At 71.9% G+C, this 25,647-nt stretch carries 28 protein-coding genes; 12 read left to right on the top strand and 16 right to left on the bottom strand.

Annotation, left to right across the window (positions count from 1 at the left end):
- Positions 1-60: 60 nt before the first annotated feature.
- Genes ACGFI7_RS26270 through ACGFI7_RS26240 form a run of 7 tightly spaced genes read right to left on the bottom strand, consistent with a single transcriptional unit; the run spans position 61 to position 6,368 of the window.
- A complete protein-coding gene (locus ACGFI7_RS26270) occupies positions 61-1,500 on the bottom strand; it encodes an MFS transporter (protein ID WP_393409213.1) in 1,440 nt (479 codons plus the stop codon).
- Positions 1,501-1,515: 15 nt separating this feature from the next.
- Positions 1,516-2,316 (bottom strand): glycerophosphodiester phosphodiesterase family protein, encoded by an 801-nt coding sequence (locus tag ACGFI7_RS26265; protein ID WP_393409211.1) that lies wholly within the window; start codon positions 2,314-2,316, stop codon positions 1,516-1,518.
- Positions 2,317-2,352: 36 nt separating this feature from the next.
- The gene (locus ACGFI7_RS26260; protein WP_393409210.1) at positions 2,353-2,892 is read right to left on the bottom strand and encodes a TrmH family RNA methyltransferase; all 540 of its coding nucleotides are present in this window, start codon (positions 2,890-2,892) and stop codon (positions 2,353-2,355) included.
- Positions 2,889-3,479, bottom strand: a complete 591-nt coding sequence (locus ACGFI7_RS26255) for a class I SAM-dependent methyltransferase (protein WP_393409208.1) — start codon at positions 3,477-3,479, stop codon at positions 2,889-2,891. Before ACGFI7_RS26255 ends, ACGFI7_RS26260 begins: the two co-directional genes overlap by 4 nt.
- 11 nt (positions 3,480-3,490) lie before the next feature.
- Positions 3,491-4,438 carry a VWA domain-containing protein gene (locus ACGFI7_RS26250; protein ID WP_393409207.1) on the bottom strand — a complete coding sequence of 316 codons (948 nt, stop codon included), beginning with the start codon at positions 4,436-4,438 and terminating at the stop codon, positions 3,491-3,493.
- Positions 4,435-5,385: a DUF58 domain-containing protein gene (locus ACGFI7_RS26245; protein ID WP_393409563.1), complete on the bottom strand. Its 951-nt coding sequence runs from the start codon at positions 5,383-5,385 to the stop codon at positions 4,435-4,437. The genes ACGFI7_RS26250 and ACGFI7_RS26245 overlap by 4 nt, the downstream gene beginning before the upstream one ends.
- On the bottom strand, positions 5,367-6,368 hold the full coding sequence (locus ACGFI7_RS26240; protein WP_393409206.1) for an AAA family ATPase: 1,002 nt from the start codon (positions 6,366-6,368) through the stop codon (positions 5,367-5,369). Before ACGFI7_RS26240 ends, ACGFI7_RS26245 begins: the two co-directional genes overlap by 19 nt.
- A gap of 55 nt (positions 6,369-6,423) precedes the next feature.
- Between ACGFI7_RS26240 and ACGFI7_RS26235 the strand changes: the two genes are divergently transcribed.
- Together ACGFI7_RS26235 and ACGFI7_RS26230 are read left to right on the top strand one after the other, a co-directional pair.
- On the top strand, positions 6,424-7,200 hold the full coding sequence (locus ACGFI7_RS26235; RefSeq protein ID WP_393409205.1) for a hypothetical protein: 777 nt from the start codon (positions 6,424-6,426) through the stop codon (positions 7,198-7,200).
- 34 nt (positions 7,201-7,234) lie between these two features.
- On the top strand, positions 7,235-8,113 hold the full coding sequence (locus ACGFI7_RS26230; RefSeq protein ID WP_393409204.1) for a DUF2268 domain-containing protein: 879 nt from the start codon (positions 7,235-7,237) through the stop codon (positions 8,111-8,113).
- On the opposite strand, the gene ACGFI7_RS26225 is transcribed toward ACGFI7_RS26230, so the two are convergent.
- Positions 8,083-8,721: a response regulator gene (locus ACGFI7_RS26225; RefSeq protein WP_393409203.1), complete on the bottom strand. Its 639-nt coding sequence runs from the start codon at positions 8,719-8,721 to the stop codon at positions 8,083-8,085. The genes ACGFI7_RS26230 and ACGFI7_RS26225 overlap by 31 nt on opposite strands.
- Positions 8,718-10,082, bottom strand: a complete 1,365-nt coding sequence (locus ACGFI7_RS26220) for a sensor histidine kinase (RefSeq protein ID WP_393409202.1) — start codon at positions 10,080-10,082, stop codon at positions 8,718-8,720. Before ACGFI7_RS26220 ends, ACGFI7_RS26225 begins: the two co-directional genes overlap by 4 nt.
- 147 nt (positions 10,083-10,229) lie before the next feature.
- Between ACGFI7_RS26220 and ACGFI7_RS26215 the strand changes: the two genes are divergently transcribed.
- From ACGFI7_RS26215 to ACGFI7_RS26185, 7 genes are all read left to right on the top strand, one after another.
- Positions 10,230-10,793, top strand: coding sequence for a ClpP family protease (locus ACGFI7_RS26215; protein ID WP_393409200.1), 564 nt, complete (start codon positions 10,230-10,232; stop codon positions 10,791-10,793).
- 1 nt (position 10,794) lies between these two features.
- Positions 10,795-11,412 (top strand): ATP-dependent Clp protease proteolytic subunit, encoded by a 618-nt coding sequence (locus ACGFI7_RS26210; RefSeq protein ID WP_393409198.1) that lies wholly within the window; start codon positions 10,795-10,797, stop codon positions 11,410-11,412.
- Positions 11,413-11,962: 550 nt separating this feature from the next.
- Complete coding sequence (locus tag ACGFI7_RS26205) at positions 11,963-12,724, top strand: TSUP family transporter (protein WP_393409197.1); 762 nt, start codon at positions 11,963-11,965, stop codon at positions 12,722-12,724.
- 73 nt (positions 12,725-12,797) lie between these two features.
- Positions 12,798-13,769 carry a helix-turn-helix transcriptional regulator gene (locus tag ACGFI7_RS26200; protein ID WP_393409196.1) on the top strand — a complete coding sequence of 324 codons (972 nt, stop codon included), beginning with the start codon at positions 12,798-12,800 and terminating at the stop codon, positions 13,767-13,769.
- A gap of 30 nt (positions 13,770-13,799) precedes the next feature.
- Positions 13,800-14,423, top strand: coding sequence for a LysE family translocator (locus ACGFI7_RS26195; RefSeq protein ID WP_393409195.1), 624 nt, complete (start codon positions 13,800-13,802; stop codon positions 14,421-14,423).
- Complete coding sequence (locus tag ACGFI7_RS26190; protein WP_393409194.1) at positions 14,420-15,148, top strand: alpha/beta fold hydrolase; 729 nt, start codon at positions 14,420-14,422, stop codon at positions 15,146-15,148. Before ACGFI7_RS26195 ends, ACGFI7_RS26190 begins: the two co-directional genes overlap by 4 nt.
- 3 nt (positions 15,149-15,151) lie before the next feature.
- Positions 15,152-15,364 (top strand): hypothetical protein, encoded by a 213-nt coding sequence (locus tag ACGFI7_RS26185; protein WP_393409193.1) that lies wholly within the window; start codon positions 15,152-15,154, stop codon positions 15,362-15,364.
- 49 nt (positions 15,365-15,413) lie between these two features.
- On the opposite strand, the gene ACGFI7_RS26180 is transcribed toward ACGFI7_RS26185, so the two are convergent.
- Together ACGFI7_RS26180 and ACGFI7_RS26175 are read right to left on the bottom strand one after the other, a co-directional pair.
- On the bottom strand, positions 15,414-16,181 hold the full coding sequence (locus tag ACGFI7_RS26180) for an SAM-dependent methyltransferase (RefSeq protein WP_393409191.1): 768 nt from the start codon (positions 16,179-16,181) through the stop codon (positions 15,414-15,416).
- Between the two features lie 195 nt (positions 16,182-16,376).
- Positions 16,377-17,165, bottom strand: a complete 789-nt coding sequence (locus tag ACGFI7_RS26175; protein WP_393409190.1) for a sigma 54 modulation/S30EA ribosomal C-terminal domain-containing protein — start codon at positions 17,163-17,165, stop codon at positions 16,377-16,379.
- A gap of 214 nt (positions 17,166-17,379) precedes the next feature.
- Between ACGFI7_RS26175 and ACGFI7_RS26170 the strand changes: the two genes are divergently transcribed.
- Genes ACGFI7_RS26170 through ACGFI7_RS26160 form a run of 3 tightly spaced genes read left to right on the top strand, consistent with a single transcriptional unit; the run spans position 17,380 to position 19,862 of the window.
- Positions 17,380-18,522, top strand: a complete 1,143-nt coding sequence (locus ACGFI7_RS26170) for an FtsX-like permease family protein (protein ID WP_393409188.1) — start codon at positions 17,380-17,382, stop codon at positions 18,520-18,522.
- Positions 18,519-19,244, top strand: coding sequence for an ABC transporter ATP-binding protein (locus tag ACGFI7_RS26165; protein WP_393409187.1), 726 nt, complete (start codon positions 18,519-18,521; stop codon positions 19,242-19,244). Before ACGFI7_RS26170 ends, ACGFI7_RS26165 begins: the two co-directional genes overlap by 4 nt.
- A 24-nt stretch (positions 19,245-19,268) precedes the next feature.
- Positions 19,269-19,862 carry a TetR/AcrR family transcriptional regulator gene (locus ACGFI7_RS26160; protein ID WP_393409186.1) on the top strand — a complete coding sequence of 198 codons (594 nt, stop codon included), beginning with the start codon at positions 19,269-19,271 and terminating at the stop codon, positions 19,860-19,862.
- 51 nt (positions 19,863-19,913) lie between these two features.
- Here ACGFI7_RS26160 and ACGFI7_RS26155 read toward each other — a convergent pair whose 3' ends face one another.
- The 5 genes from ACGFI7_RS26155 to ACGFI7_RS26135 form a co-directional block, all read right to left on the bottom strand.
- Entirely contained in the window at positions 19,914-20,684 is a 771-nt protein-coding gene (locus ACGFI7_RS26155; protein WP_393409185.1) for an ABC transporter ATP-binding protein, read from the bottom strand.
- Positions 20,681-21,475, bottom strand: a complete 795-nt coding sequence (locus ACGFI7_RS26150; RefSeq protein ID WP_393409184.1) for an ABC transporter permease — start codon at positions 21,473-21,475, stop codon at positions 20,681-20,683. The genes ACGFI7_RS26155 and ACGFI7_RS26150 overlap by 4 nt, the downstream gene beginning before the upstream one ends.
- A 99-nt stretch (positions 21,476-21,574) precedes the next feature.
- Positions 21,575-22,888 (bottom strand): ROK family protein, encoded by a 1,314-nt coding sequence (locus ACGFI7_RS26145; protein WP_393409183.1) that lies wholly within the window; start codon positions 22,886-22,888, stop codon positions 21,575-21,577.
- Between the two features lie 48 nt (positions 22,889-22,936).
- Complete coding sequence (locus ACGFI7_RS26140) at positions 22,937-23,950, bottom strand: aliphatic sulfonate ABC transporter substrate-binding protein (protein WP_393409182.1); 1,014 nt, start codon at positions 23,948-23,950, stop codon at positions 22,937-22,939.
- Between the two features lie 43 nt (positions 23,951-23,993).
- On the bottom strand, positions 23,994-25,481 hold the full coding sequence (locus ACGFI7_RS26135; RefSeq protein WP_393409181.1) for a sulfatase-like hydrolase/transferase: 1,488 nt from the start codon (positions 25,479-25,481) through the stop codon (positions 23,994-23,996).
- Positions 25,482-25,647: the final 166 nt, after the last annotated feature.

The following is a 25,647-nucleotide window of genomic DNA, read 5'->3' as shown; positions in this document are numbered from 1 at the left end:
TCCCATCCGCGGGGTGATCCAATCTCTTCACCGCCGAGGAGTTCGGGCCGGGGGCACGCGCTAGATGTTCGCCGGCACCTCATTGCCCGCCGCGCGGATCGCCTTCGGCAGGTTGACCAGCGCCAGCAGGACGAACCCGAGCACGAAGAAGATCACCATCGACATGATCGCGATCCGGAAGCTGTTGGTGAGCTGGAGCGCGATCGTCACGGTGAGTGACCCGATGAACGCCGAGCCCTTGTCGCTGATCTGCAGCAGGCTGAAGTACTCGGCCTCCTTGCCCTTCGGGATCACCTGGGAGAACAGCGAGCGCGACAGCGCCTGCGTGCCGCCGAGCACGATCGCGATGGCGAAGGCCATGAGGTAGAACTGCAGGGCCTGGCCCTCGCCGACGAACAACGCCATCAGCACGATGACCGTCCAGACCACGATGCTGGCCAGCACGGTGCGCTTGGTGCCGAACCGCACAGCCAGCCGGCCCAGCAGCAGCGCCCCGAAGAACGCGACGAACTGCACCATGAGGATCGCGGTGATCTGCACCGTGCGGTCGAGCTTGAGCGCCTCGGAGGCGAAGGCGGCGCTGTTGCCGATGACGGTCTGGATGCCGTCGTTGTAGACCAGGTAGGCCACCAGGAACAGCAGCGTCAGCGGGTAGCGGCGCAGTTCTCTCAGCGTCCGGCCGAGCTGGCGGAAACTGCCGCCCACGGCCTTCGCCGCGGTGTGCGCGTGCGCGGGCGCGGGCCGGTTGCGCAGGCGCAGCAGCGGCACGATGGTGAACGTCGCCCACCACAGCCCGGCCGACATCATGGCGATCCGCACCGCCTGGCCCTCGGTCAGCCCGAGGCTCTCGTGGCTCAGGAAGAGCGCCAGGTTGAGCGCCAGCAGCAGCCCGCCGCCCAGGTAGCCGATGGCCCACCCCTGCGAGGAGACGCGGTCGCGCTCGTCGGGCGTGGAGATCTGCGGCAGGAACGAGTCGTACACGACGATGGAGGCGCCGTAGCCGAGGTTGGCGATGATGAACAGCCAGCCGCCGAGGAGGTAGCGGTCGCCCTCGACGAAGAACAGCCCCATCGCGGCCAGCGCGCCGGCGTAGGCGTAGACGCCGAGCATCTCGCGCTTGCGACCGGTGTGGTCGGCCAGCGCCCCGACCATCGGCAGGATCACGATCTGCAGCAGCACCGCCACCGTCGTGATCAGCCCGAAGAACGCGGCCGGCCGGATGTCCATGCCGTACACGTCGACGTAGCCCAGGCCGGGGTTCTCGGCGGTGAGCCGGTCGAAGTCGGCCGCGCAGGAGGCGCCGGCCTGCGCGAAGTCCTTGGCGCACGCGGCGGCCTTGGCCACCTCGATGATGTACGGGCCGAGGAAGACGGAGATGATCGTGGTGTAGAAGGCCGAGTTGGCCCAGTCGTAGACGTACCAGCCACGCTGCTCGCGCCGGCGGGCGGCGGGTGACTCGGCGGCGGGGTCGGAGGCCGCGGGGGGTGCGGGTACGGACATGGTGTCGAGTCGCTCCTAGGCGGCCATGCGGCCGGGATGCCACTGGCCGCGCCGCTCCAGGACGCCGCGCAGCCCGGTGATGTTGTCGGTCATGATTCCGTCGACGCCCAGGTCGAGCAGGCGCTCCATCTGGGCGGTCTCGTTGATGGTCCACACGTGCACGTGCATGCCGATCGCGTGCGCGGTCTCCACCAGGCGGCGGGTGGTGACCCGCAGCCCGCGGAAGCCGACCGGCACCTGCGCGCACGGGATGGCCGCGCGCTTCAGCCGGGCCAGCAGGCGGCCGTAGCCGGAGGTGGCGGCGGCGGCCCGGAGCGCGGCCACGCCGCGCGGCCCGAGCGCCGAGCACACCTCCCGCCCGAGCGCGGCCCTGGCCAGCACCAGCCGCTCGTCGGAGAAGGAGGTGAGGCAGATCCGGTCGTAGGAGTCGGTCCGCCGGATCGCCTCGGCCAGCGGCGCGATCGCCGCCGCCTCCTTCACGTCGATGTTGAACCTGACCTCCGGCCAGGTGCCCAGCAGGTCCTCCAGCACCGGGATCTCGTGGGCGCCGCCGATGCGGGCCTGCTTGACCATCCGGTGCGGCAGCTCGGCGATGCGGCCCCGCCGGTCGGTGACCCGGTCGAGCGTGTGGTCGTGGAAGGCGAGCAGCACGCCGTCGGCGGTGGCGTGCGCGTCGGTCTCCAGATGGGTGTAGCCGAGCCGCACGGCGCGCTCGAACGCCTCGAAGGTGTTCTCCGCTCCCTCCAGCGCTCCGCCCCGGTGGGCGAAGGCGAGCGGGCCCGGATGGTCGAGAAAGGCGAATCGGCGGCTGGGCACGGTCTGAAGTATGCCTTCCAAGGGTGAACGGAAAGGTCACGAATCAGGGAGATTCTGCCACTCCTGGCGGCGGGCCTCGGCCAGCGCGATGGCGGCGGCGACCGCCACGTTGACCGACCCGACCCGTCCTACCTGAGGGATGTAGCAGACGCCGTCGGCGGCGTCCAGCAGCGCGGGGGAGCAGCCGTGGTCCTCGCTGCCGACGACCAGGCACACGTCGCGGTCGAGCGCCGCCCGGTGCAGCGGCACCGCCTCGGCGGTCAGCTCGACCGCCAGCACGGTGAAGCCGTCGTCCCTGGCCGCCTTGACCGCCTCGGTCGCGGGCACCGGGTCGTGCCAGGTCACCAGCCGGTCGGTGCCGAGCGCGGTCTTGCCCGCCTTGGGGTTGGTGGGCGGGGTGGCGTTGCCGGCCAGCCAGATCTGGTCCACGCCGAACGCGGCGGCGGTGCGGAAGATCGAGCCGACGTTGAACGGGCCGGTGACCGACTCCAGGATCAGCGCCAGGCGGTTGGCGGTGTTTCTGCGCCAGGTGCGGTTGAGCCGCTTGACGTCGGTGGGGCGCAGCTGCCTTCTCATCTTTCGACCCTCAGTACGCGGTAGGAGGCCCGGGAGGCCTCGCGGGAGGCTCGCCAGCCCTGCTCGCCGAGCCAGCGCTGCAGGGAGTCGGAGCCGAGGTGTTTCTGGACGACCAGGTGGGCGGCGCCGCCGGGGGCCAGCCGCGTCAGCCACCTGGTGAGCATGTCGTGCAGGGCCGCCTTGCCGATGCGGATGGCGGGGTTGGACCAGATCGCCTGGAACGTGACGTCGTCGGGGACCTCGTCCACATGCATCGACCTTACTTTGTCAAGGCGGGCGGCCTTGGCGTTTCGCGCCGTCAGCTCGACGGCCCGCCGGTTGACGTCGACGGCCCAGACCGTCGCCTCCGGCGCGCGGGAGGCCATGGTCAGCGCGATCGGGCCGTAGCCGCAGCCCAGGTCGAGCAGGTCGCCGCGCTGGGGCGGCGGCGGCACGGTCTCCAGCAGGATCTTGGTGCCGAGGTCGACCCGGTCGGGGGAGAACACGCCGCTGTCGGTCTCCAGCCGCAGATGCAGGTCGGGCAGGACGAGGTCGGCCTGACGCGGCTTGCTCCCGGCCCCCGGACGTTCGGAGAAGTAGTGCCCCACACCGGGAAACGTTACGGGATCCGGGTGCCGAACAAGACCGCGGCGCCCGCGACCAGCAGCCCGGCGAAGAGCGCGGCCAGGATGAACTGCTGGGTGATCTCCTGGTTGACCAGCTTGTAGCCGAGCGAGGTGCCGATCTGCTCGTAGACCTCGCGCAGCTCGCTGCCGGACTCGGCGGTGTAGGCGCGGCCGCTGGTGCCGTCGGACAGGGCCTGCAGGGTCTGCTTGTTGACCGGGACGTTCACCGGGCGGCCGTCGATCGAGACGGTGCCGTCGGGGGTGCCGTAGGCGATCGTGGAGACGGGCACGTGGGCCTGCTGGGCGGCGTCGGTGGCTTCGCGGACCGAGCGGCCGGAGGTGTTGTCGCCGTCGGACAGCAGCACGATCGCGGACGGCGGCGGGTCGCTGGTGGCGTCCTGGTCGAAGGAGCGGACGGCGTCGAGCGAGTTGAAGACGGCCTCGCCGATGGCGGTGCCCGGCCGGGTGGACAGGTTGCCGATGGCGGTCACCACGGCCTGGTGGTCGGTGGTGGGGGAGATGACCACGTTGGCGGAGCGGGCGAAGGCCACCACGCCGACGTTGAACCGGTCGGGCAGCTCCTGCACGAAGGCCTGGGCGGCGCTCTTGGCGGCGGAGATGCGGTCGGGCTCGACGTCGCGGGCGTCCATGGACAGGGAGACGTCGAGCGCGATCATGATGGTGGCGCGGTCGCGCGGCACCCGCACCTCGCCGGCGGGCCGGGCGGCGCCGATGACCAGCAGCGACATCATGACGAGGAACAGCACGGGGGGCACGTGGCGGCGCCAGCCGGGGCCGCCGGGCGCGACGAGGTTGAGCAGGGCGAGGTTGGTGAAGCGCACGGTGTAGCGGCGCCGCGCGAACTGCGCGGCCACGTACCCGGCGATGAGGAGCACCACCAGGACGAAGAGCCACAGCCAGGCGGGCGACAGGAACGTCAAGGGGTCACCTTCCGGTGTGCCAGATGGCCCATGCGCCGCTGGCGCAGGACGAACTGCGCGATGTCGAACACCCAGTCGCGGTCGGTGCGCAGGACCAGGTGGGCGACGCCGGCGCGGCGCAGCGCGAGGCGGGTGCCCTGCCGCTGGAGGGCGGCGGCGTCCGCGTACGCGCGGCGGATTTTCGGGGAAAGGTGCACTTCGCGTACCTTCCCGGTCTCCGGGTCGGCGAACGCCACCCGGCCCACGTCGGGCAGCTCCAGCTCGCGCGGGTCGATCACCTCGACCGCGAGCACCTGGTGCCGGGCCGCCAGGCGGCGCAGCGGGCGCTCCCAGGGGCGTTCGGCCTCGGGGTCGAGGGTGGGGGCGGCCTCCAGGAAGTCGGAGACGACCACCCGCATGCCGCGCCGCCTGCGGGTCGCGGCCAGCACGTCGATGCCCTCGGCGAGGTCGGGCGGGTCGGCCACGACCTGGCCGCGCGGGGCGTCCATGAGCGCGTTGAGCAGACCGTACAGGGCGGGCCTGCCGGTGCGGGCGGGCATGCGGTGGATGTGCTCGTCATGGATGACGAGCGCGCCGAACCGGTCGGCCATCCGGCTGGACAGGAACCCGATGGCGCCGACGGCGGCGACGACCAGGTCGCGCTTGTCGGTGTCGGCGGTGCCGAAGTCCATGCTGGGGGACAGGTCGGCCAGCGCCCACGTCTCCAGCTCGCGGTCGGCGACCAGGTCGCGCACGTGCGGGACGGTCGTGCGGGCGGTGACGTTCCAGTCCATGCGCCGCACGTCGTCCTCGCCGGGGACGTAGACGCGGCTGTCGCCGGCCTCGCTGCCGGTGCCGGGCAGCAGGCCCTGGTGGGCGCCGTGCAGCAGCCCGTCGAGCCGCCTGGTGACGGTGAGTTCCAGGCGGCGCAGAGCCTGCTCGGCCGTGCTCAACGGTTCTGGTTCCAGACCACTAGGGGCGGCGGCACGGCGTGCAGGATCTGGCGGACGACCTCCTCGGGGTCGACGCCGTCGGCGAGGGCGTCGAAGGTGAGCATGAGCCGGTGGGACATGACGTCCACGGCCACGTCGCGCACGTCGTCGGGCAGCAGGTAGTCGCGGCCGCGCAGCACCGCGAGCGCCCGCCCGGCGGAGACCAGGCCGAGGGTGGCGCGCGGGCTGACGCCGACCTCGATGGTGTCGACCAGGTCCGGCAGGCCGTAGTCGGCCGGGGCCCGGGTGGCCATGACGAGCCGTACGACATAGTCGGCGACGAGCTGGTGGACCGAGACGTCCTCGGCGGTCTGCTGCAGGGCGATCAGCCGTTCGGGGTCCAGCACCCGGGACGGCGCGGGCGGGGTGACGCTCATGCGCTGGAGGATCTGCAGCTCCTCGTGCGCGCTCGGATGGGTGACCCGCACCCGGAACAGGAAGCGGTCGCGCTGGACCTCCGGCAGCGGGTAGACGCCTTCGGACTCGATCGGGTTCTGGGTGGCCAGGACGATGAACGGCCTGGGCAGCGGATGGGTGACGCCGGCCAGGGTGACCTGGCGCTCGGCCATGACCTCCAGCAGCGCCGACTGGACCTTCGCGGGGGCCCGGTTGATCTCGTCGGCGAGCAGGAAGTTGACGAACACCGGGCCCAGCTCGACGTCGAACTTCTCGGTGGACGGGTGATAGACGCGGGTGCCGACGATGTCGCTCGGCACCAGGTCGGGCGTGAACTGGATACGGGCGAACGTGCCGCCCACGACGGTGGACAGGGTGGAGGCGGCGAGGGTCTTGGCGACGCCAGGGACGCCTTCCAGCAGGCAGTGACCGCGCGCGAGCAGCGCCACGATCAGCCTCTCGACCATGTGGTCCTGTCCGACGATGACACGCCGGACCTCGTCGAGGGCCTGACGCAGCACCTCCGCGTCCGTTCCGCCCGGCAGTTCTTCGGCGACGCTCATGACGCTATTCCACCAAAGGTGCCGCAAACCTGCACGACGCCACGTCTGTGCTTTCATGGCAGATGTGGCCAGTCCGCTTCAATACGGAGACCCACCACGGCTCGGGCCGTACGTGGTGCAGGCGCGCCTGCACACCGCCCCGGCCGGTTTCGTGTACCTGGGCCAGGGGCCCGACGGCCGCGCGGTCTCGCTGGCGCTGCTGACGAGAGGCGCGGCGTTCGACCCGGCGGCGCGCGACCGGTTCGTCACCGCGATCAGGGAAGCGGCGCCGGAGCAGGAGCGGGCGGGCGTGCTCGGCTGGTTCGCGCGCGGCGGCAGGCAGCGGGGCGCGGTGCTGGACGACGCGCCGCCGGTGCTGGCGATCAACACCGGGCGGGCGCCGTGGGTGGCGGTCCCGTACGTGCCGGGCAACGCGGGGGCCGAGCGGTTCCTGGAGCCGGTGATGGTGGGCGGGACGCTCATCGGCCAGGCGCACGGCCCCGACTTCGTCCCGTACTGGCTGACCGACCGCGCCCCGGCGCTGGCCCCGCCGATCAGGCGGCGGCCGCTCACCGAGACGCGCAAGCGGGTGCTGATCGCGGCCGCGGCGCTGCTGCTCTTGCTGCTCCTGGTCACGGCGTTCCTGCTGCTGATGCTGCTGAGCCGCTCCGACAGCGACCCGATGCCGCAGCCGCTGCCGCCGACGCAGTTCCTGCCGACCCCGCCGCCGACCCCGACCTCGCCGGAGCCGCAGGAGCCGACCCCCTCGCCGTCGCCCTCCCCGTCTCAGAGCGGCGAGGAGACGCCCGGCCGCTCGCCCGGCGACGACTCCTCCGGCGACCCGCAGCTTTGACTCTGACGTAACGTCAGGCTCTAGCCTCCGGCGCATGGAGTTCATCGTTCACGACACGGTCTCGGTCATGGCCGAGACCCTGCGACAACCGCGGGAGCGCAGGGCTGACACGCTGCGCGAGATGCTGTCCCCGATACGCGAGGCGATCCCGATGCCGGGCGACATCGTCGACATCCACCACGAGGGCGGCGGGTTCCGCGTCGACGCCGACGACCCCCGCTACCTGGCGGCGCTCGACCGGCTCGCCGAGGCCGACGTGCTGGGCCAGGTGGAGCGCGAGCTGCGGCGCGCCTCGGCGGCCCTCGGGCACCTGAAGCAGGCCGAGACGCTGCAGGTGATGTTCGTGCTCGGCAACCCCGACGACACCCACCTGATGGGCACCGCCGGCGGCTACTACGGGATGGGCGGCGCCCCCGGCTGGCTCTACCTGCTGGCCTGGCCCGGCGACGAGATCATCGGGCGGATCGCGCACTGCGCGGTGCACGAGTTCCACCACAACGTCCGGTACACGAACGTGGAGTGGAACCCGCAGACCGTCACCGTCGGCGAGCACGTGATCTCCGAGGGGTTGGCGGAGGCGTTCGTGCGGGAACTGTCGGGGCCCGAGGCGATGGGGCCCTGGTCGTCGATGGTGACCGGGGCCGACTTCGACCACGCGTACGAGCGGATCATGGCGGACTTCGGGCTGCAGGGCATGTGGAACACGCCCGCGTACGTGCTCGGCGACAGCGCCACCCGGCGGTTCGGCCAGGAGCCCAAGGGCATCCCGAACATGGCCGGGTACGCGGTGGGGCTGCGGCTGGTGGACCGGGCGCTGGCGGAGACGGGCAAGACGGTGGCGGAGCTGTCGGGGCTGCCCGTCGCGGAGATCGTCCCGGGCGGTCAGCCGGGGGAGACGAAACCCGACTCGTAGGCGGCGATGACCGCCTGCGTGCGGTCGCGGGCGCCGAGCTTGGTGAGCACGTTGCCCACGTGCGTCTTGACGGTCTCGGGGCTCACCACCAGCTCGGCGGCGATCTCGCCGTTGGACAGGCCCCTGGCCATGAGCCGCAGCACGTCGCCCTCCCGCCCGGTCAGCCGGTCGACGCCCGGCACCCGCGCGGCGGGCCGGCGCGCGGCGAGGGCGCGGATGGCGGCGGGGAACAGCAGCGACTCGCCGGACGCCACCAGCTTCACCGCCCGCACCAGCTCCTCCGGCCTGGCCCGCTTCAGCAGGAACCCGTCGGCGCCTGCGCGCAGCGCGTCGTAGACGTGGTCGTCGTTCTCGAACGTGGTCACCACCAGGACCTTGGGCGGCTCCTCCAGGGCGACCAGGCGGCGGGTGGCCTCGATGCCGTCGAGCGCGGGCATCCGCACGTCCATGAGCACCACGTCGGGCCGCTCGCGCCGCACCACCGGCAGCACCGCGGCCCCGTCGGCGGCCTCGCCGACCACCGTCAGGCCGGGCTCCGAGTCGATGATGATCCGCAGCCCCGCCCTGATGAGGTCCTCGTCGTCGGCCAGCACGACCCTGATCGTCATGGTTCCGACCGTAGCGGCAGCCGCGCCGCGACCCGCCAGCCGCCCTGGTGGGGTCCGGCCGCGACCTCGCCGCCGAGCAGCCCGGCCCGCTCCCGCATCCCGTCCAGCCCTCTGCCGCCGGTGGAGCGCGGGCCGCTTTCGGCCTGTTCCCGCGTCTCGTCCGGCCTTCTGCCGCCCGTACGTCCCGGACCGCTTTCGGCCTGTTCCCGCGTCTCGTCCGGCTTTCTGCCGCCCGTACGTCCCGGGCCGCTTCCGGCCTGTTCCAGCGTCCCGCCCGGCCCCCCTGTGCGTCCTGGGCCGTTGCGGGCTCCGGTCCGGTTGGTGACGAGGAGGTCGAGGGCGCCGTCGCGGACGTGGGCCGACAGGTGGATCGGGCCGTGGCCGTGCTTGACGGCGTTGGTCAGCGCCTCCTGGACGATCCGGTAGGCCTCCCGGGAGACCAGGGCGGGCACGGCCGACAGGTCGCCCACGTCCTGCCGTACCTCGGCCCCGGTGGAGCGCGCCAGCGTGTCGAGGTCGGACAGGGTGGCTCCGGGCGCGCGGTCCCGGCCTTCGCCCGCGCGCAGCACCCCGAGCACGTGGTCCAGGTCCTCCAGGGCGGCGCGGGCCGAGCCCTCGATCGCCGCCAGCGCCGTCCTGGCCGTCTCGGGGTCGTGGTCGAGCACCCGGCCCGCGGCGGCGGCCTGGAGCGTGACGACGCTGAGCGCGTGCCCCACCGAGTCGTGCAGCTCGCGGGCCAGCCGGTTGCGCCGGGCCAGGTCGCGGGCCCGCTCCTCGGCCGCGGCCAGCCGTTCGGCCGGGGTGGGGCCGAGCAGGACCGGGGCGAGCCTGGCCAGCAGCCCGCCCGACCCGGCCACCAGCGCCACCAGCAGCACGAGCGCCGCCAGCCCCGCGGCGGGCCAGCCGATCGCGGTCCAGCCGGGCGCCACGCGCACGCCGAGCACGTCGCTCGCGCCGGTGAACGGCAGCGCCATCGTCACCGCCGTGAACGGCACGACCGCGAGCGTGCAGCCGCTGGCCACGCCGCCGACCGCCAGGTGCAGCGTGTACCAGGCGGCGGTGCGGCGGCGTTCCTGCCAGCTGCGCCGGCCCTCCTGGGGCGCGACCTCCACCGCGGCGCCGAGCAGGCCCTGCGCCGCGTGCACCTCCAGCCCGCGCACCGGCAGGAACAGGCCGGTCAGCGCCACCACCGGCAGCACCGCGGCGAACACGCCGAGCTGCACCGGCAGCAGCAACAGGGCCGTCGCCTCCCGCCGCACCCAGCCCGAGACCAGCACCCCGGCCATCATGTAGGGCATCAGCAGCGCCCCGCCGAGGATCAGGCACGTCCACCGCCGGGCCAGGATCCGGTTCCATCGCACATCGGCGATTATATGTCGAGCATTATTCGCTCTCGGTGGAATGCGCTTTTAGAGAAATGCGCCCCCAGCGAAAAGATTCCGTTGTCGCGGGCGTACGGGGTTAGCGTCGTCGAGTGCCATGTGGTTCGAGGCAGAAAGGCGGCACCCATGACCGATAACGCGCGCACACACTGGCCTGACCAGCTCAGCCAGCGTCTCCTGAAAGAACGCATCCTTGTTCTCGGCCAGGAAGTCGACGACGACATATGCAATCGGCTGTGCGGTGAGCTGCTTTTGCTGGCGGCCGAGGATCCTAAGCGCGACATCACGCTTTACATCAATTCGCCGGGCGGTTCCGTGCAGGCCGGCATGGCGTTGTACGACATGATGCAGTTCGTGCCGTGCGACGTGGCGACGGTCGCGATGGGGTTCGCCGCCTCCATGGGGCAGCTGCTGCTGTGCGCCGGTGCGCCGGGCAAGCGCTACGCCCTGCCCAACGCCCGTGTCGTGATGCACCAGCCGCTCGGCGGCATCGGCGGCTCGGCCGCCGACATCCAGATCCAGGCCGAGAACATGCTCTACACCAAGCGGCGGATGGCCGAGATCATCGCCTTCCACACCGGTCAGCCGCTGGAGCGCATCCAGGCCGACTCCGACCGTGACCGGTGGTACACCGCGCGCGAGGCGCTGGAGTACGGGTTCGTCGACCACATCGCCGAAGGGATGAACTGACATGAGCGGGCGCTACGTGCTGCCGTCCTTCACCGAGCGCACCTCGTACGGCATCAAGGAGATGAACCCGTACAACAAGCTCTTCGAAGACCGGGTCATCTTCATCGGCACCCCCATCGACGACACCGCGGCCAACGACGTGATGGCCCAGCTGCTCACCCTCGAGTCGATCGACCCCGACCAGGACATCAACCTCTACATCAACTCCCCGGGCGGCTCGTTCACCGCGATGACGGCCATCTACGACACGATGCAGTTCGTCCGGCCGGAGATCCACACCGTCTGCATCGGCGAGGCGTCGTCGGCTGCGGCGGTCCTGCTGGCGGCGGGCACACCGGGCAAGCGGGCCGCCCTGCCGCACGCCCGCATCCTGCTCCACCAGCCCGCCACCGAGGGCGGCCGCGGCCAGTCGAGCGACCTGGAGATCCACGCCAGGGAGATCCTGCGGATGCGCGACCAGCAGGAGGAGATCCTGGCCCGCCACACCGAGCGCAGCCCGCTGGAGATCAGGCGCGACATCGAACGCGACCGCATCTTCACCGCCGAACAGGCACGCACCTACCGCCTGATCGACGACATCTACGCCTCACGCAAGCGGTCCCTGGTGCCCGCCCGCTGAGCCGCGGGCGCCCGGTTAATGGGCTCCGGGCGCCCGCCCCAACGACCCTCGCCGCGTCTTCGCGTCTTCGCGCCCAACGACCCACACCGCCCGCCGAGGTCGCGCGGCGGCGAGTTAGACGCGTCGTGCCCGGCGTCCGGCACAGTCGCGCCCCACTCGCCTCAGTACCGTGCCCGTGTCCCGCGTGCCCGCGTGCCCGTGTCCCGCGTGCCCGTGTCCCGCGTGCCTGCGGCTTGAGGTGCGCCGTCTGCTTCGCCGTGTCTGCGCTCCGCAGTTTTGCCGTGTCCGTGGTGTGCGCCGTCTGCGTCTGCGTCTCCGCCTGGGGCTGCCTCTGTGCTGGGTGCTTGTGGTTGCGTCGCGCTCGCTTCTGTGGCGCGCCCTTTCCTTGGTCTGCCTCCCAGGTTTGCACCGGGCAGGTTTCCGTCGGGTTCGGGGCGCCCGCGCTGCGCCTCTGCTGTGTTCGGGTCGCACCTGCTTCGGTCTGTCTGCGGTGTAGGTGGGGGGTCGCTACGCTTGCGGGGGTTTGTCGGGGGTTCGGGGGAGATGTGGCGTGCCGCTGGAGCAGGTCCTGATGTTGCTGGTGGCCGCTGCGGGGGCTGGGTGGGTGGACGCCGTGGTGGGGGGTGGCGGGCTGCTGCAGCTTCCCGCGTTGATGATGGCCGGGGTGGCGCCGGTCGAGGCGATGGCGACGAACAAGTTCTCCTCGGTGTTCGGCACCTCGTCCGCTGCCGTCACGTACGCGCGTACCACCAAGGTGGATCGGCCGGTCGCGTTGCCCGCCGCTGGGCTGGCCGTGTTGGGTGCGGCGTTGGGCGCCTCGGCCGCGGCGGCCATCTCGGCCGAGGTGCTGCGGCCCGTGGTGATGGTGATCCTGCTCGGTGTGGCGGCGTTCGTGACGCTGCGTCCCGCTATGGGCGCCGTGCCCCGTCCGCATCTGCGCACCCGGGCCCGGGTTGTCGTGGCGGTGATGGTGGCGGGCGTCGGCATCGCCTTCTACGACGGCATCATGGGACCGGGTACGGGCACGTTCCTGATCATCGCGTTCACCACCCTGCTCGGCCTCGACTTCGTGTCCGCCTCCGCCTCGGCAAAGATCGTCAACACCGGCACCAACGTCGGGGCCCTCCTGTTGTTCGGCTGGCAGGGGCACGTGTTGTGGGCGCTCGGCCTGGGCATGGCCGCCTGCAACATCGCCGGGGCCCAGTTCGGCGCCCGGATGGCGATCAGGCGCGGCACGGGGTTCGTCCGGGTGGTGCTGCTCTGCGTGGTGGCGGCGATGGTGGCCAGGCTCGCCTGGCAGCAGTTCGCCTGAGCCCGCCCCCCGGTGGGCGCGGGCCGACGTCTGGAGGCCGCTGGGTGTCGTAAGGGCGGCCTACCATGGACGTATGCGCGCCAGCCGTCTGCTCTCGCTGCTTCTGCTGTTGCAGACGCGCGGGCGGATGACCGCTCCCGAGTTGGCCGAGGAGCTGGAGGTGTCGGTGCGCACCGTCTACCGCGACGTGGAGGCGCTGTCGGCGGCCGGGGTGCCGGTCTACGCCGATCGTGGGCCGGCGGGGGGCTACCAGTTGCTCGACGGCTACCGCACCCGGCTCAACGGGCTGACCGCCGGGGAGGCGTCGTCGTTGTTCCTGGCCGGGCTGCCGGGCCCGGCCGCTGAGCTGGGCATGGCCGAGCTGGCCGCCAACGCCGAGCTGAAGGTGCTGGCCGCGCTTCCGCCGGAGCCGCGTTCCCACGCCGCCAAGATGCGCGAGCGGTTCCTGCTGGACGTGCCCGGCTGGTACCGCGGCGCCGACGACGTGCCTCACCTGAGCGAGGTGGCCGAGGCGGTGTGGGCGCAGCGGCCGCTCCGGATGACCTACCGGCGGTGGGGGCGGCAGGTCGTCGAACGGCTGGTCCACCCGTACGGGCTCGTGCTCAAGGGCGGGTCGTGGTACCTGGTCGCCGCCCCGCCAGGCGAGAACCCGCGGACCTACCGGGTGGCCCGCATCCTCACCCTCTCTACCGAGGCAGGCCAGTTCGACCGGCCGGAGGGCTTCGAGCTGGCCGGGTTCTGGCGGGCGTACGCGGCCGAGTTCCGCGAGCGGATGTACACCGCGACCGCCGAGATCAGGCTCGCCCCCGGGATGGCCGACCTGCTCGCCTACACGATGGGCCAGGAGGTGGTGGAGGGCGCGCTGGCCGGGGCCGCCGAGCCCGACGCCGAGGGCTGGCGGACGCTCACCCTGCCCGTCGAGTCGATCAGCCACGCCCGCTGGCTGCTGCTGCGCATGGGCGCGGGCGTGGAGGTGCTCGGCCCGCCCGAGCTGCGCGCCCTCATGGCCGAGACGGTCGCGGAGCTGCGGAAAATGTATGAGTGATCCGGGCCCGTATCTGGAACGATGCCCGGCATGTATCTTTTGGCATTCATCGGAGCATGCGTCCTGGTGGCGATGGTCCCGGGGGTCAGCACCGCCGTCATCCTCCGGCAGACGTTGCGTTCGGGGCGCGGCTCCGGCATGGCGGCCACGCTGGGCAACGAGACCGGGATCCTGCTGTGGGGGCTGTCCGCCGCGTTCGGCCTGTCGGCGCTGGTGCTCGCCTCGCAGCTCGCCTACGACGCCATGCGGATCACCGGCGCCGTCATCCTGGTCGTGATGGGCGCGCAGGCGCTCTGGCAGGCGCGCAAGGGGGCCGCGGGCGCGGCTCCGGCGGTCGAGGCGCCGCCGGTCGCCGGACACCGCCGCGCCTATCTGGCGGGCCTGGCCACCTGCGCGGCGAACCCGAAGGCGGCGGTGTTCGCGATGTCGTTCCTGCCGCAGTTCGTGCCGCAGGGCGCCGACGTGCCGCTCACCCTGGTGACGCTCGCCGTCGTCTGGGTGCTGGTCGACGTGCTCTGGTACGGGGTGCTGGTGTGGACGGTCGCCAGGGCCAAGGACCTGCTCGGGCGGCCCTCGGTCAAGCGGCGGCTGGAGCAGGTGTCCGGAGCCGTCCTCATCGGGCTCGGCGTGCGACTGGTGGTGGAGGGCCGATGACGATCTGGTACGAGAGCGCGGGGTCGGGCGAGCCGGTGGTGCTGCTGCCGTCGAGCGCCGCCGACGCCGGCATGTGGGACGGCCAGTGGGACGCGCTCGCCGCGCGGTTCCGGGTCATCAGGATGGACTACCGGGGGTTCGGGCGCACGCCGTACGAGGCGGACGGGCCCTACAGCGACGACGGCGACGTGGCCGACGTGCTGGCCGAGCTCGGCGTCGAGCGCGCCACCCTGGTCGGCTCCTCCTACGGGTGCCGCGTCGCGCTGCGGCTCGCCCGCCTGGCCACCCGGATGGTCCTCATGAACCCCGGCTCCGACCTGCCCGAGACCGACGACGTCCGCACGTTCGGGGCCGAGGAGGACCGGCTGCTGGAGGCCGGCGACATCGAGGGCGCCGCCGAGCTGAACGCCCGCACCTGGCTCGGGCCGGCGGCAGGCGAGGAGACCAGGCGGCGGGTGGCGGCGATGCAACGGCACGCCTTCGGCATGCAGCTGGCCGCCGATCCCGAGCTGCCGCAGTTCGAGGGCGAGTACGACCTCGACAAGATCCGGGTGCCCGCACTGATCGTCACCGGTTCGTACGATCTGCCGTACTTCCGCGAGAGCGCCCGTCATCTGGCCGACCGGCTGGAGGGCGCCGAGCTGGTCGAGCTGGAGTGGGCCGGCCATCTGCCCGCTTTGGAACGGCCGGAGGAGGTCACCCGGCTGTTGCTGGACTACCTTTAGAGCATGGCGGACGATCTGGCCGAGCTGGTGCGGCAGGCCCAGGACGAAGACCCGCTGCGCGCGCTGCAGGCCACCGCGGCGCTGCGGCGCGAGCTCGAACGGGTGGAGGCCGTGCAGGTGCGGCGGGCCCGGGTGGCCGGGCTGGCCTGGGCGCAGATCGCGCACGCGATCGGCGTCACCAAGCAGGCGGTACACAAGAAGTACGGCAAGCGCTAGGCCCGAGGCCGGGGGAGAGCGCCGCGGCGTTCTCCCCCGGCTCCCCGGTCTACGGCTTGCGGCCCACGCCCGCGTAGTAGACGGCCTCGCGGTCGGCGTAGAGCGTCTCCGGCGTCGGCCGCCAGCGCGGCAGCGCCACCACGCCCGGCTCCAGCAGCTCCAGCCCGTCGAAGAAGCCGGTCAGCTCCTCGTGGGTGCGCAGGGTCATCGGCACGCCGCCGCTCTCGTTCCAGCTGCGCACCCCCTCCTCCAGCTGCTTGCCGACCAGGCCGTGGGAGATGACCAGGTAACTGCCCGAGGCCATGGGCGCCAGCAGCCGCTGGATGATCTCCTTGGGCCGGTCGCCGTCGGACAGGAAGTCCACCACGCCGAGCAGCACCAGCCCGATCGGCTGGGAGAAGTCCAGATACTCCTCCGCCGCCTCCAGGATCTTGTCGGGCTCACGCAGGTCGCTGTCGACGAACCAGGTGTCGCCCTGCTCCGAGCCGCGCAGCAGCGCCCGCGCGTGGGCCAGCACCACCGGGTCGTTGTCCACGTACACGACCTTGCAGTCGGCCGAGACGGCCTGGGCGACCTGGTGGGTGTTGTCGGCCGTGGGGATCCCGGTGCCGATGTCGAGGAACTGCCGGACGCCTCCCTCCTCGGCCACGCAGCGCACCGCCCGGCCGAGGAACTCGCGGTTCGTCTTGGCCAGGATCGGCAGCTCGGGGACCGCCTGGAGGATCTGCGCGCTGACGACGCGGTCGATCTCGTAGTTGTCCTTGCCGCCCAGCCACAGATCGTAGATCCGGGCCGGACTCGGGATCTCGGTGTTCACGCGACTGAGCGGATCGTCGGTCATCGCCGTGCCTTCCGGGGGGTAGCTGTACGCGACAGAGCCTAACGCGAGGAAGATCCCAAGTCTCGATCTTGTCCTGACTGTTCCCGTTCCGTGGAAGTTCGCGCCCGGTGCGAACGCGGGCGCCGGGACCTCGGGGGCGGAGGTCCCGGCGCCGGTCCGCGGGCGGCGGCGTCAGCCGATGGTGATCAGCCCGTAGCCGCCGTCGTACCGGTGGTAGATCAGCCGGCCGCGGCCGGTCTCCGCGTCGGCGAAGAACTCGAACGCGCGCCCGCCGGCCTCCAGCCGGTCCGCCGCCTCGGCGGTGGTGAGCCGGGGCGCCGGGCCGGGATCGACCGGGAGCGGTATCGCGACCTCGCCGAGCGCCTCAGGGCGCGGGTCCACCTGGGCCAGCCGGTAGCCGTCGCCGTCCCGGTACAGGACGCTGTCCTGGCCGGTGCCGGCCTCGGTGAACAGGTAGAAGCCGAAGTCGAGTTGCTCCATGTCGAAGGCGGCCTCCTCCGGGGTGGCCCGGTAGTCGCCCAGCGTCTTGTGCCGGACGATCTCCCGTTCGGCGTCGGGCTCGCGCCGCGGGCGCGGCAGGACCGGCAGCGAGGACTCCCGCCGTTCCGGAGAGTAGCGTCCCCTCAGCTCCTCCCAGTGCCTGGCGGTGCGCCGCAGCCGGGTGCGGATCCGGTCCTCCAGCAGGTCGAGCGCCTGGTACATGGACGGGCCCGCGGCCTGGGCGCGGATGAGGCGGCCGTTGACGTCGAGGTTGGCCTGCGCAGTGTACGGGCGCTTCACGTCCGGCCCGCCGGGGGCGGTCAGCTTGATCCGCGCGAACAGCACGGGCTCGTGGGCCAGCAGGGCCAGCCCGGCGACGGCCTGCCGGGCGTGCTCGACGGCCCCGTGGCGGACCGGGCCCCGTGTCTCGACTCGAACGTCGGCGGGGTCGATGGCGACCGGCGCGTTCCGGCGTCTCATGTCGTGCCTCCTTCTGCCGTTCCTTGCGGTATCACCCCATCGCGTAACGGCAGGTCACCGATAGAGGACAAAGACCATCCGAAAAGGACCTTCAGCCCTACGGGGACCCGGGGCGTTACACCTTCCCGACGCGTAGTTGGTATCTTGCCGACGTGGCGTCGGCATGTCAGGGCGCTCGTCCGTTCCGTGAAATCCCTTCCTGTGAAGGAGTGCCATGTTCCTGGCCTGGCGCGAGCTGGTCTTCGCCCGCGCACGTTTCGGCCTGATGGGCGGGGTCGTCGCCCTCATAGCGATCCTCGTCGTGCTGCTGTCCGGCCTGTCCTCCGGCCTCGTCAACGACGGCGTCTCCGGGCTCCAGCGGTTGCCCGTCACCGCCTTCGCCTTCGAGGAGGGCACCAAGACCGACTCCGCCTTCTCACGCAGCACCGTCCAGGTGGACCAGGCCGAGGCATGGAAGCGCCGCGACGACGTCGCCGACGCCGCCCCGTTCGGCAACGTGCTGGTCAACGCCAAGGTCACCACCACCGCGGGCACCCAGACACCGATCGACCTGGCTCTGTTCGGCGTCGACCCCGGCTCGTTCCTCGCACCCGGCGTCTCCGACGGCGCCGGACTCGGCGACCCCGACGGGATCGTGGTCAGCCAGACCGTCCTGGACGACGGCGTGGCCATCGGCGACACCGTCGTCATCGACCGCCTTGGCACCCGGCTCAAGGTCGTCGGCACCACCGGCGACCAGCGCACCTTCGGGCACGTCGACGTGGCGTATCTGCCGTTGCGCAGCTGGCAGCAGGTGCACGCGGGCGCCGGGCCGGATGACGAGGTCCGTGAGGGGGCGTACGAGGAGGCCACGGCCATCGCGCTGCGCGCCCGGGACGGGAACGAGATCGACCTGTCCGGCGGCGACGCCGCGGCGGGCACCACGAGCATGACGCTCGCGGACTCCTTCGGAGCCTCCCCCGGCTACACCGCCGAGATCTCCACGCTCGTCCTCATCCAGGTCTTCCTGTACGCCATCTCCGCGCTCGTCGTCGGAACGTTCTTCACCGTGTGGACGATCAACCGCAAGCACGAACTCGCGGTCGTACGGGCCATGGGCGCCTCGACCGGCTACCTCATGCGGGACACGATGATCCAGGCGACCGTCATCCTGACCGTGTTCACCGCCGTGGGCTTCCTGCTGGGAGTGGGCGGCGGCGCGCTGCTCACCACCACCGCCATGCCGTTCGCCCTGGAGGCGGAGCCGCTCGCCGCCGCCGCCCTGCTGCTCGTCGGCCTCGGCCTGGCCGGGGCCGCGGCGGCCGTGGGCCGCATCGTCCGCGTCGACCCGCTCGCAGCCCTGGGAGGGCAGAGATGACCACCAGCCACACGTCCCCACGACCGGACTCCCGCCGGACCGCCGCCGAGGAACGCGGCGGCCTGCGGATGGAGGGCGTCACCCTGGCTCTCGGCGACGGCGACGGCACGGTCGTCGCGCTCGACGGCGTCGACCTCGACGTGGCGTCCGGCGAGTTCGTCGCCATCGTGGGACCCTCGGGCTCCGGCAAGTCGAGCCTGCTCGCCGTCGCCGGCGCGCTCGCCACGCCCGACAGCGGCCGGGTGCTGCTCGACGGCGTCGACATCTCCCGGGCGAGCCGCCGCGAGAAGGCCCGCCACCGCCGCGAACGGATCGGGTTCGTCTTCCAGTCCGGCAACCTCATCCCGGCCCTCACCGCGCTGGACCAGCTCCGCTTCGCGCTCGACGTGGCGGGCAAGCGCGCGGGGGAGGGCCACGATCCGCGTGAGCTTCTCGACCGGGTCGGCATGGGCCACCGCGCGGGACACCGGCCCCACCAGTTGTCCGGCGGCGAACGGCAGCGGGTGGGCATCGCCCGCGCGCTCGTCACCCGCCCGGCGGTGCTGCTGGTGGACGAGCCGACCGCCGCGCTCGACCGCGCCCGCAGCGACGACATCGTCACGTTGCTCGCCCACGAGACGCACGAGTCCGCCGTCGCGACGATCATGGTCACCCACGATCACGATGTGCTCGGCCACTGCGACCGCGTCCTGTCGATGGTCGATGGGAGACTGTCAGAGTAGGCCGACCACGGTGGAGGAGGGCACGTGCCGCGCATCCGGGCGTCGACCGTCGCCGAGCATCGGGCCGCCCAGCATCGGGCGCTGCTCGACGCGGCCAGGGAGATCCTCGCCGAGACGGGCCGGCCGCCCACGCTGACCCGGGTGGCGGCGCGCGCCGGGCTGGCCCGGCCCAGCCTCTACCAGTACTTCAAGTCGCCGGAGGACCTGCTCAACGCGGTGGTGGAGGACGTCTTCCCCCGGTGGTCGGCCCGGGTCGCCGCCGCGATGGACGCCGCCGCGACCCCCGCCGGCCGCGTGCTCGCCTACGTACGGACCAACTTCGAGCTCATCACCGAGGGCGAGCACGCGCTGGCCACCGTCCTCGCGGAGGTCGCGCCCGGCGACACGGTGGCCGAGCAGAGCCGCACCATGCACCAGCAGCTCCTGGAGCCGCTCGTGGAGACGCTGCGCCGCCTCGGCGTCTCCACGGTGCCCGAGACCGCGGAGATGATCAACGCCATCGTGTTCGCCGGGTCCCGGCTGATCGAGTCCGGCACCGACCTGGAGACCGCCTGGGAGTCCGCCCGGGGCCTGCTGGCGCCGTTCCTGCACGCGGCCGATTCCGAAGCGGGCGGCTGACGGCCGATGCGGTAAGCCCGCCGTCGGCGGCGGGCTTACCGGACGGCGGGTTCAGGCAGCGGGGGCCTGGTGGTAGACCGAGTGCCAGACCTCGTTGCGGATCCTGGAGAACTCCGGCGACAGCCGCACCTCCTCGGTGCGCGGGTACGGCAGGTCCACGTCGATGATCCGGTGGATGCGGCCCGGCCGCGCCGCCATGACGATGACCCGGTTCGCCAGGTAGACCGCCTCGTCCACGTCATGCGTGATGAACATGACCGTGCGCCGCTCCCGGCTCCACGTGTCCAGCAGCTGATCCTGCAACTGCACCCGGGTGAGCGCGTCCAGCGCGCCGAACGGCTCGTCCATGAGCAACACCTGCGGCCCGACCGCGTAGGCGCGGGCGATCGCGCAGCGCTGCTTCATCCCGCCCGACAGCGTCTTGGGCAGCGCGTCGGCGAAGTCCGTCAGCCCCACCAGGTCGATCGCGTGCTGGGCGCGGCGGCTGCGCTCCTCGGCGGAGATCGGCTGGAGCTTGAGCCCGAACTCGACGTTCTTGCGCACGGTCAGCCACGGGAACAGCGCGTACTGCTGGAAGATCACCCCGCGGTCCGGGCCCGGCCCGGTCACCGGCGCGCCGTCCAGCAGGATCCGGCCCGTCCCGGGTTCGACCAGCCCCGCCGCCATGCCCATCAGCGTGCTCTTGCCGCACCCCGAAGGGCCGACGACGGTGACGAACTCGCGGTCGGCGATGTCCAGGTCGACGCGGTCGAGGGCGAGGAACGGGTCGCCCTTGAGCTCGAACGTCTTGGACACGCCCTGGAAGGAGATCTTGGTGGTCATCGGCGTTCCTGCCATCCGGTGAATCGGCGCTCGGCCAGCAGCAGCAGCCGGTCCATGATCAGGCCGAGCACGCCGATGCTGATCAGTCCCACGAAGATCGTGGGCAGGTCGTAGTAGAGCTGCGCCTGCTGCATCCGGTAGCCCAGGCCCTCCTGGGCGGCGATCAGCTCGGCCGCGACCAGCGTCCCCCAGGCCGCGCCCAGGCCGATCCGCATGCCCACGATGATGAACGGCGTCGAGGCCGGCACCACGACCTTCAGGAAGATGGTCCGGTCCGACGCGCCGAGCACCCGGGCCGCGTTGATGAGCGTCTTGTCCACGTCCAGCACGCCCTGGAAGGTCGAGACCACGCTCGACAGGAACGCCGCCAGGAAGATGACGAACACCTTCGGCGTCTCGCCGATGCCCATCAGCAGGATGGCCAGCGGGATGATCGCCAGGGGCGGGATCGTACGGAAGAACTGCACGTACGGCTCGATCAGGGCGCGCGCGGTCGCGTACCAGCCCATCAGGAAGCCGACCGGGATGGCGAGCAGGGTGCCCAGCGCGAAGCCGGTGAACACGCGGCGCAGGCTGGCCAGCATGTCGCCGGTCAGGGTGCCGTCGGCGATCAGGTCGAACCCGCGCGCGGCCACCTCGACGGGGCCGGTCAGGCCCGTGATGCCGGACATCGACAGCGCCGTCCACGCACCCAGGCCCGCCAGGACGGCGGCCACGTTCAGGACGAGGGTACGGCCCGGTCGCCGGATGCGCCGGCCGGGGGGAGACTCGGTCACGCTCACGGCGGTCATGTTCTGGGTCTCTTCATGGCTCAGTGGAGATCCTCTTCGATGGCGCACCAGCCCGCAGTGTCCTGAAAAATTGGGCTTTATGGTGAGGTTTCGGACAAATTACCGTAGTGCGGGACGGAGATGGGCCGGGATCGACGGCTCCTCGTGCAGCAGGAGCGCGATCGCGCCCATCGCCGAGGCGTTCACGCCGAGATCGGCCTGGGTGACCTCGATCTGCCGGTGCGACCGGGGCAGCGCGTGCCCGGAGATCGCCTCCCGGATCGGGTCGAGGACCAGGCTGCCCAGCGCCGCCAGCTCGCCGCCCACCACGACCAAGGCAGGGTCGAGCTGGGTGACCGTGCCGGCCAGCACCCGGCCCAGGTCGGACGCGGCCGAGGCGACCACCTCGCACACCGCGGGCACCCGGTCCTGGGCGGCGGTGACGAGCTCGTCCAGGCCCGCCAGCGGCACGCCCTCCTCGGCGCAGGCGGCCAGCAGGCGCTGACCACCGATGCGGCCCTCCAGGCAGCCGCGGCCGCCGCAGTGGCAGGGCGGGCCCTCGGGGTCGAGCGAGACGTGTCCCAGCTCGCCGCCCGCGCCGTGCGCGCCGCGCAGCAGCCTGCCGCCGGCGAGGAACCCGCCGCCCACGCCGACGGACCAGCGCACGTACACCATGTCCCGGACCTGCCTGGCGACACCCCAGGTGGCCTCGGCCAGGGCCGCCAGCCTGGCGTTGTTGTCGACCGCCACCCGCACGCCGAACTCCTCGGCGACGCGCAGGGCGAGCGGCAGGTAGCGCGCGGGCACGCCCTCCGGCAGCCCGGCCCGCCCACCGGGCCCCGCGAACAGCCCGTCCGCGGGGTCGGTCAGCGCGTCCGCGGATCCGGCCGGCCAGGGTGGTGTGTCGGCGGATCCGGCCGGGCCGGTGGGGTCGGTGGGGCCGGTGGGGACGTGCTCGTCGAGCACGCCGACCAGGCCCAGCCCGACCGCTTCCAGGGCGCCCAGGCCGATCCCGCGCTCCGCGGCGACCTCGCGGACCAGCCGCACCGCCGCCTCCGCCTGTTCCGCCGGGGCGGCGTCCTCGCGGAGCCCGGCCGAGGCGGTGACCACGACCTGGTGCGCGGCGTTGGCCACGGCCAGCCGTACCCGGCCCCGCCCCAGGTCGAGGCCCAGGAGCAGGCCGGCGGCCGGGTTGAGCGAGACCAGCGCGGCGGGTCTGCCGCGGCCGCGCGGCTCGGCCGGCACCGCCTCGGTCTCGATCACCGCGTCCCGTTCCATGAGGTCGGAGATGATGGCGAACAAGGTCGTGCGGGACAGGCCGGTGCGCTCGGTGAGCTGGGCGCGGCTCAGGGCGCCCGCCGAGCGCAGCGCGGACAGCACGGCGTCCTCGTGCACCCGCCGCAGCCGCTGCAGCGCGTCAGTGGGGGTCGACATGGCACCATGATGGTGGGCGACGGATATCTGTCATCTTCTCGCGGAAAATCAGCCCGCCGCGGCCGACTTGTACAGGTCGGCGGTGAAGTACGTGGCGGGGTCGGGTGACTCGGTCAGCTTGCCCATCGTGACGAAGATGTCGGCCAGGCCCTTGTACCACCCGGCCACCGAGCCGTCCTCGGCCAGCTTCCGCAGCTCAGCCGTCGGCACGATCTTCGTCACCGCCGAGGCGCCCTTGAACTGCTCCTCGGGCGCCTTGAGGAACGTGGCCGTCAGCGTCTCGGCCTCGGCCGTGTTGTTCGCGACCCAGTCGTTGCCCTCCTGCAGCACCTTGAGCACCTTGGTGACGGTCGCGGCGTCCTCGGCGACCAGCTCGTTGCGGGCCACGAAGGAGCTGGGGAAGCTGAGCGCGGGGTAGTAGTCCTCGCTCTTGGTCAGCTCCACCAGGTCGGGCACGTTCTTCTTGATGGTGTCGATCAGCGGGTACCAGATGGCCGCCGCCTCGATCTGCTTGCCGCTGAAGGCGGTCACGACCGTGCTCGGGTCCATGTTGACCTTCTGCACGTCCTTGCCGGTCAGCCCGGCCTGCTTCAGCGCCAGTTCGAGGATCATGTCGCCGGAGGTGCCCTCGGGCACGCCGATCTTCTTGCCCTTGAGGTCGGCGACCGAGGAGATGCCGGAGTCCGGGTGGACGATCACGCGGTCGGCCATGCCCAGCATGTTCGGCGCGATGATCTTGGCCTTGCCGCTGGCGGGCAGCCAGGTGGCGCCGGAGCCGATGTAGCCGAAGTCGATGTCGCCGGAGCCGAGCGCCTGGATCTGCAGCGGGCCGTTGGTGAACACCTTCAGCTCGGGCTCCAGGCCCTGCTTGGCCCACAGGCCTTGCTTGTCGGCGGCGGCGAGCACCGCCGCGCCGGCGAAGTCGGCGATGTAGCCGAAGCGCACCTTCGTGGGCTCGGCGCCGCCCTCCTCCGAGGAAGAGGAGGAGGAGCCGCACGCGGTGACGGGCAGCAGGATGGCCATGGCCGCGAGAGCGGCGGCCAATATGCGAGGACGCCTCATCGGGAGGTCCTTTCTGGGTTCACGAGTGGGGGACGAGGCGGCATCAGGCCACCTCGTCAGCGACGCCGTCGACGTCGGGGGCCCGGCCGTCGCCGATGTCGGCCATATAGCTCATCCAGGTGTACGCGGGATCGCCGCGACGCAGCAGTTCGCGGTAGAGCCGCACGGTCATGTCACGCCGGACCGCCGCGTAGGCGGGCACGGCGTAGACGTTGCGCAGCTCGTGCGGGTCGCTGTCCAGGTCGTACAGCTCATGCACGCCTTCGGGGTTGAACACCAGCTTGTGGCGGTGGTCCCGGATCATGCGCTGGGAGTAGGGGAAGTGGTGGCCGTGGAACTCGGCGACCACCGAGTCGCGGCCCTCGGACGGCTCGCCGTCGATCAGCGGGAGCAGGCTCTCGCCGTCGCACGGCTCCTGGGGCGGCAGCCCGGCGAGGTCGAGGATCGTGGGGTTGAGGTCGATCAGGGTGGCGAAGGCGTCCACGGTCCGCGCCCGTGCGCCCGGCACCCGGACAATGCCCGGGATGCGGTAGATGTCCTCGTACATGGCGGGGCCCTTGTCGTTGAGCCGGTGCGCGCCGGTGAACTCGCCGTGGTCGGCCGTGAAGATCACCGCCGTGTCGTCCCACAGGCCCAGCTCGCGCAGGGCGGTCAGCAGGCGTCCGACCTGGGCGTCGATCAGCGACACGTAGCCCCAGTAGGCGGCGATCAGCCCGCGCCAGGCGTCGGCGTCGAAGTGGTCGGCCGACCAGTACTCGGAGTAGCGGCGCTGCACCTCGGGCTTGCCGTCGAAGGTCTCGGCCATGGACTCCGGCAGCGGCACCCGCGCCGGGTCGTACATGTCGTAGTACTCGTCCGGGATCAGGTAGGGCAAATGCGGCCCGTACCAGTGACAGGACAGCACGAACGGCCTGCCGGCGCGGTGGAAGTCGCCGGCGTAGCGCTCCAGCAGCTCCAGCGTGCGCTCGGCGAGGAAGGACTCGACCGTGGCCGCCGCGGGCTGCTTGAGCCGGCCGGCGATCAGGTGGCCGCGGCCGGTGCCGTTCTGGGCCGCGCCGAAGACGGGCCGCTCCACCGCGAACGGGGGATGGCCGTGCTCCTTCAGCCAGTTCTGGTAGGAGGGGTGGTGGAACGGGTTCAGCGCGCCCGGCAGGTGCTCGCCGTCCATGCCGTAGAACTCGGGGCCGCGTTCGCGGCCGATGTGCCACTTGCCGACGTGGCCCATGTTGTAGCCGGCGGCCAGCAGCGGCTCGGCCATGACCGGCTGACCGGCGGCGACCTCGTCACGTCCGCCGCCGTTGCGCTCGGGGTTGACGAGCAGGCCGTGCCGGAACGGGTGCAGGCCGGTGAAGAGCGAGGCCCGGGCCGGGGTGCAGATGGCGGTCGGCGTGTAGAACCGGTCGAAGCGCGTGCCCTCCGCCGCCAGGCCGTCCAGCGCGGGCGTGCGGACCTCCGGGTTGCCGTAGCAGCCGAGCGTGTCCACCCGATGCTGGTCCGTCATCAGGAACAGGACGTTGCGTGGACTGGTCACCCGTACTCCGATCGCTCATTTTTTCCTGGGGGTTTACGTTAAAGGGCGGTCATCGGCAACCGCAAGAGGGATGACCTGCAAGTTGGCGTTAATTTTATCCGTTGTCTTGACGTTATTCAACAGGATGAACACACTGTGCGATGACCACCGCGCCTCCATAAGGAGT

Source organism: Nonomuraea sp. NPDC048826 (assembly GCF_043198225.1).
Taxonomy (GTDB): Bacteria; Actinomycetota; Actinomycetes; order Streptosporangiales; family Streptosporangiaceae; genus Nonomuraea.
The sequence above is the reverse complement of the archived record's forward strand: the minus strand, read 5'-3'. Positions and strand labels throughout refer to the sequence as shown.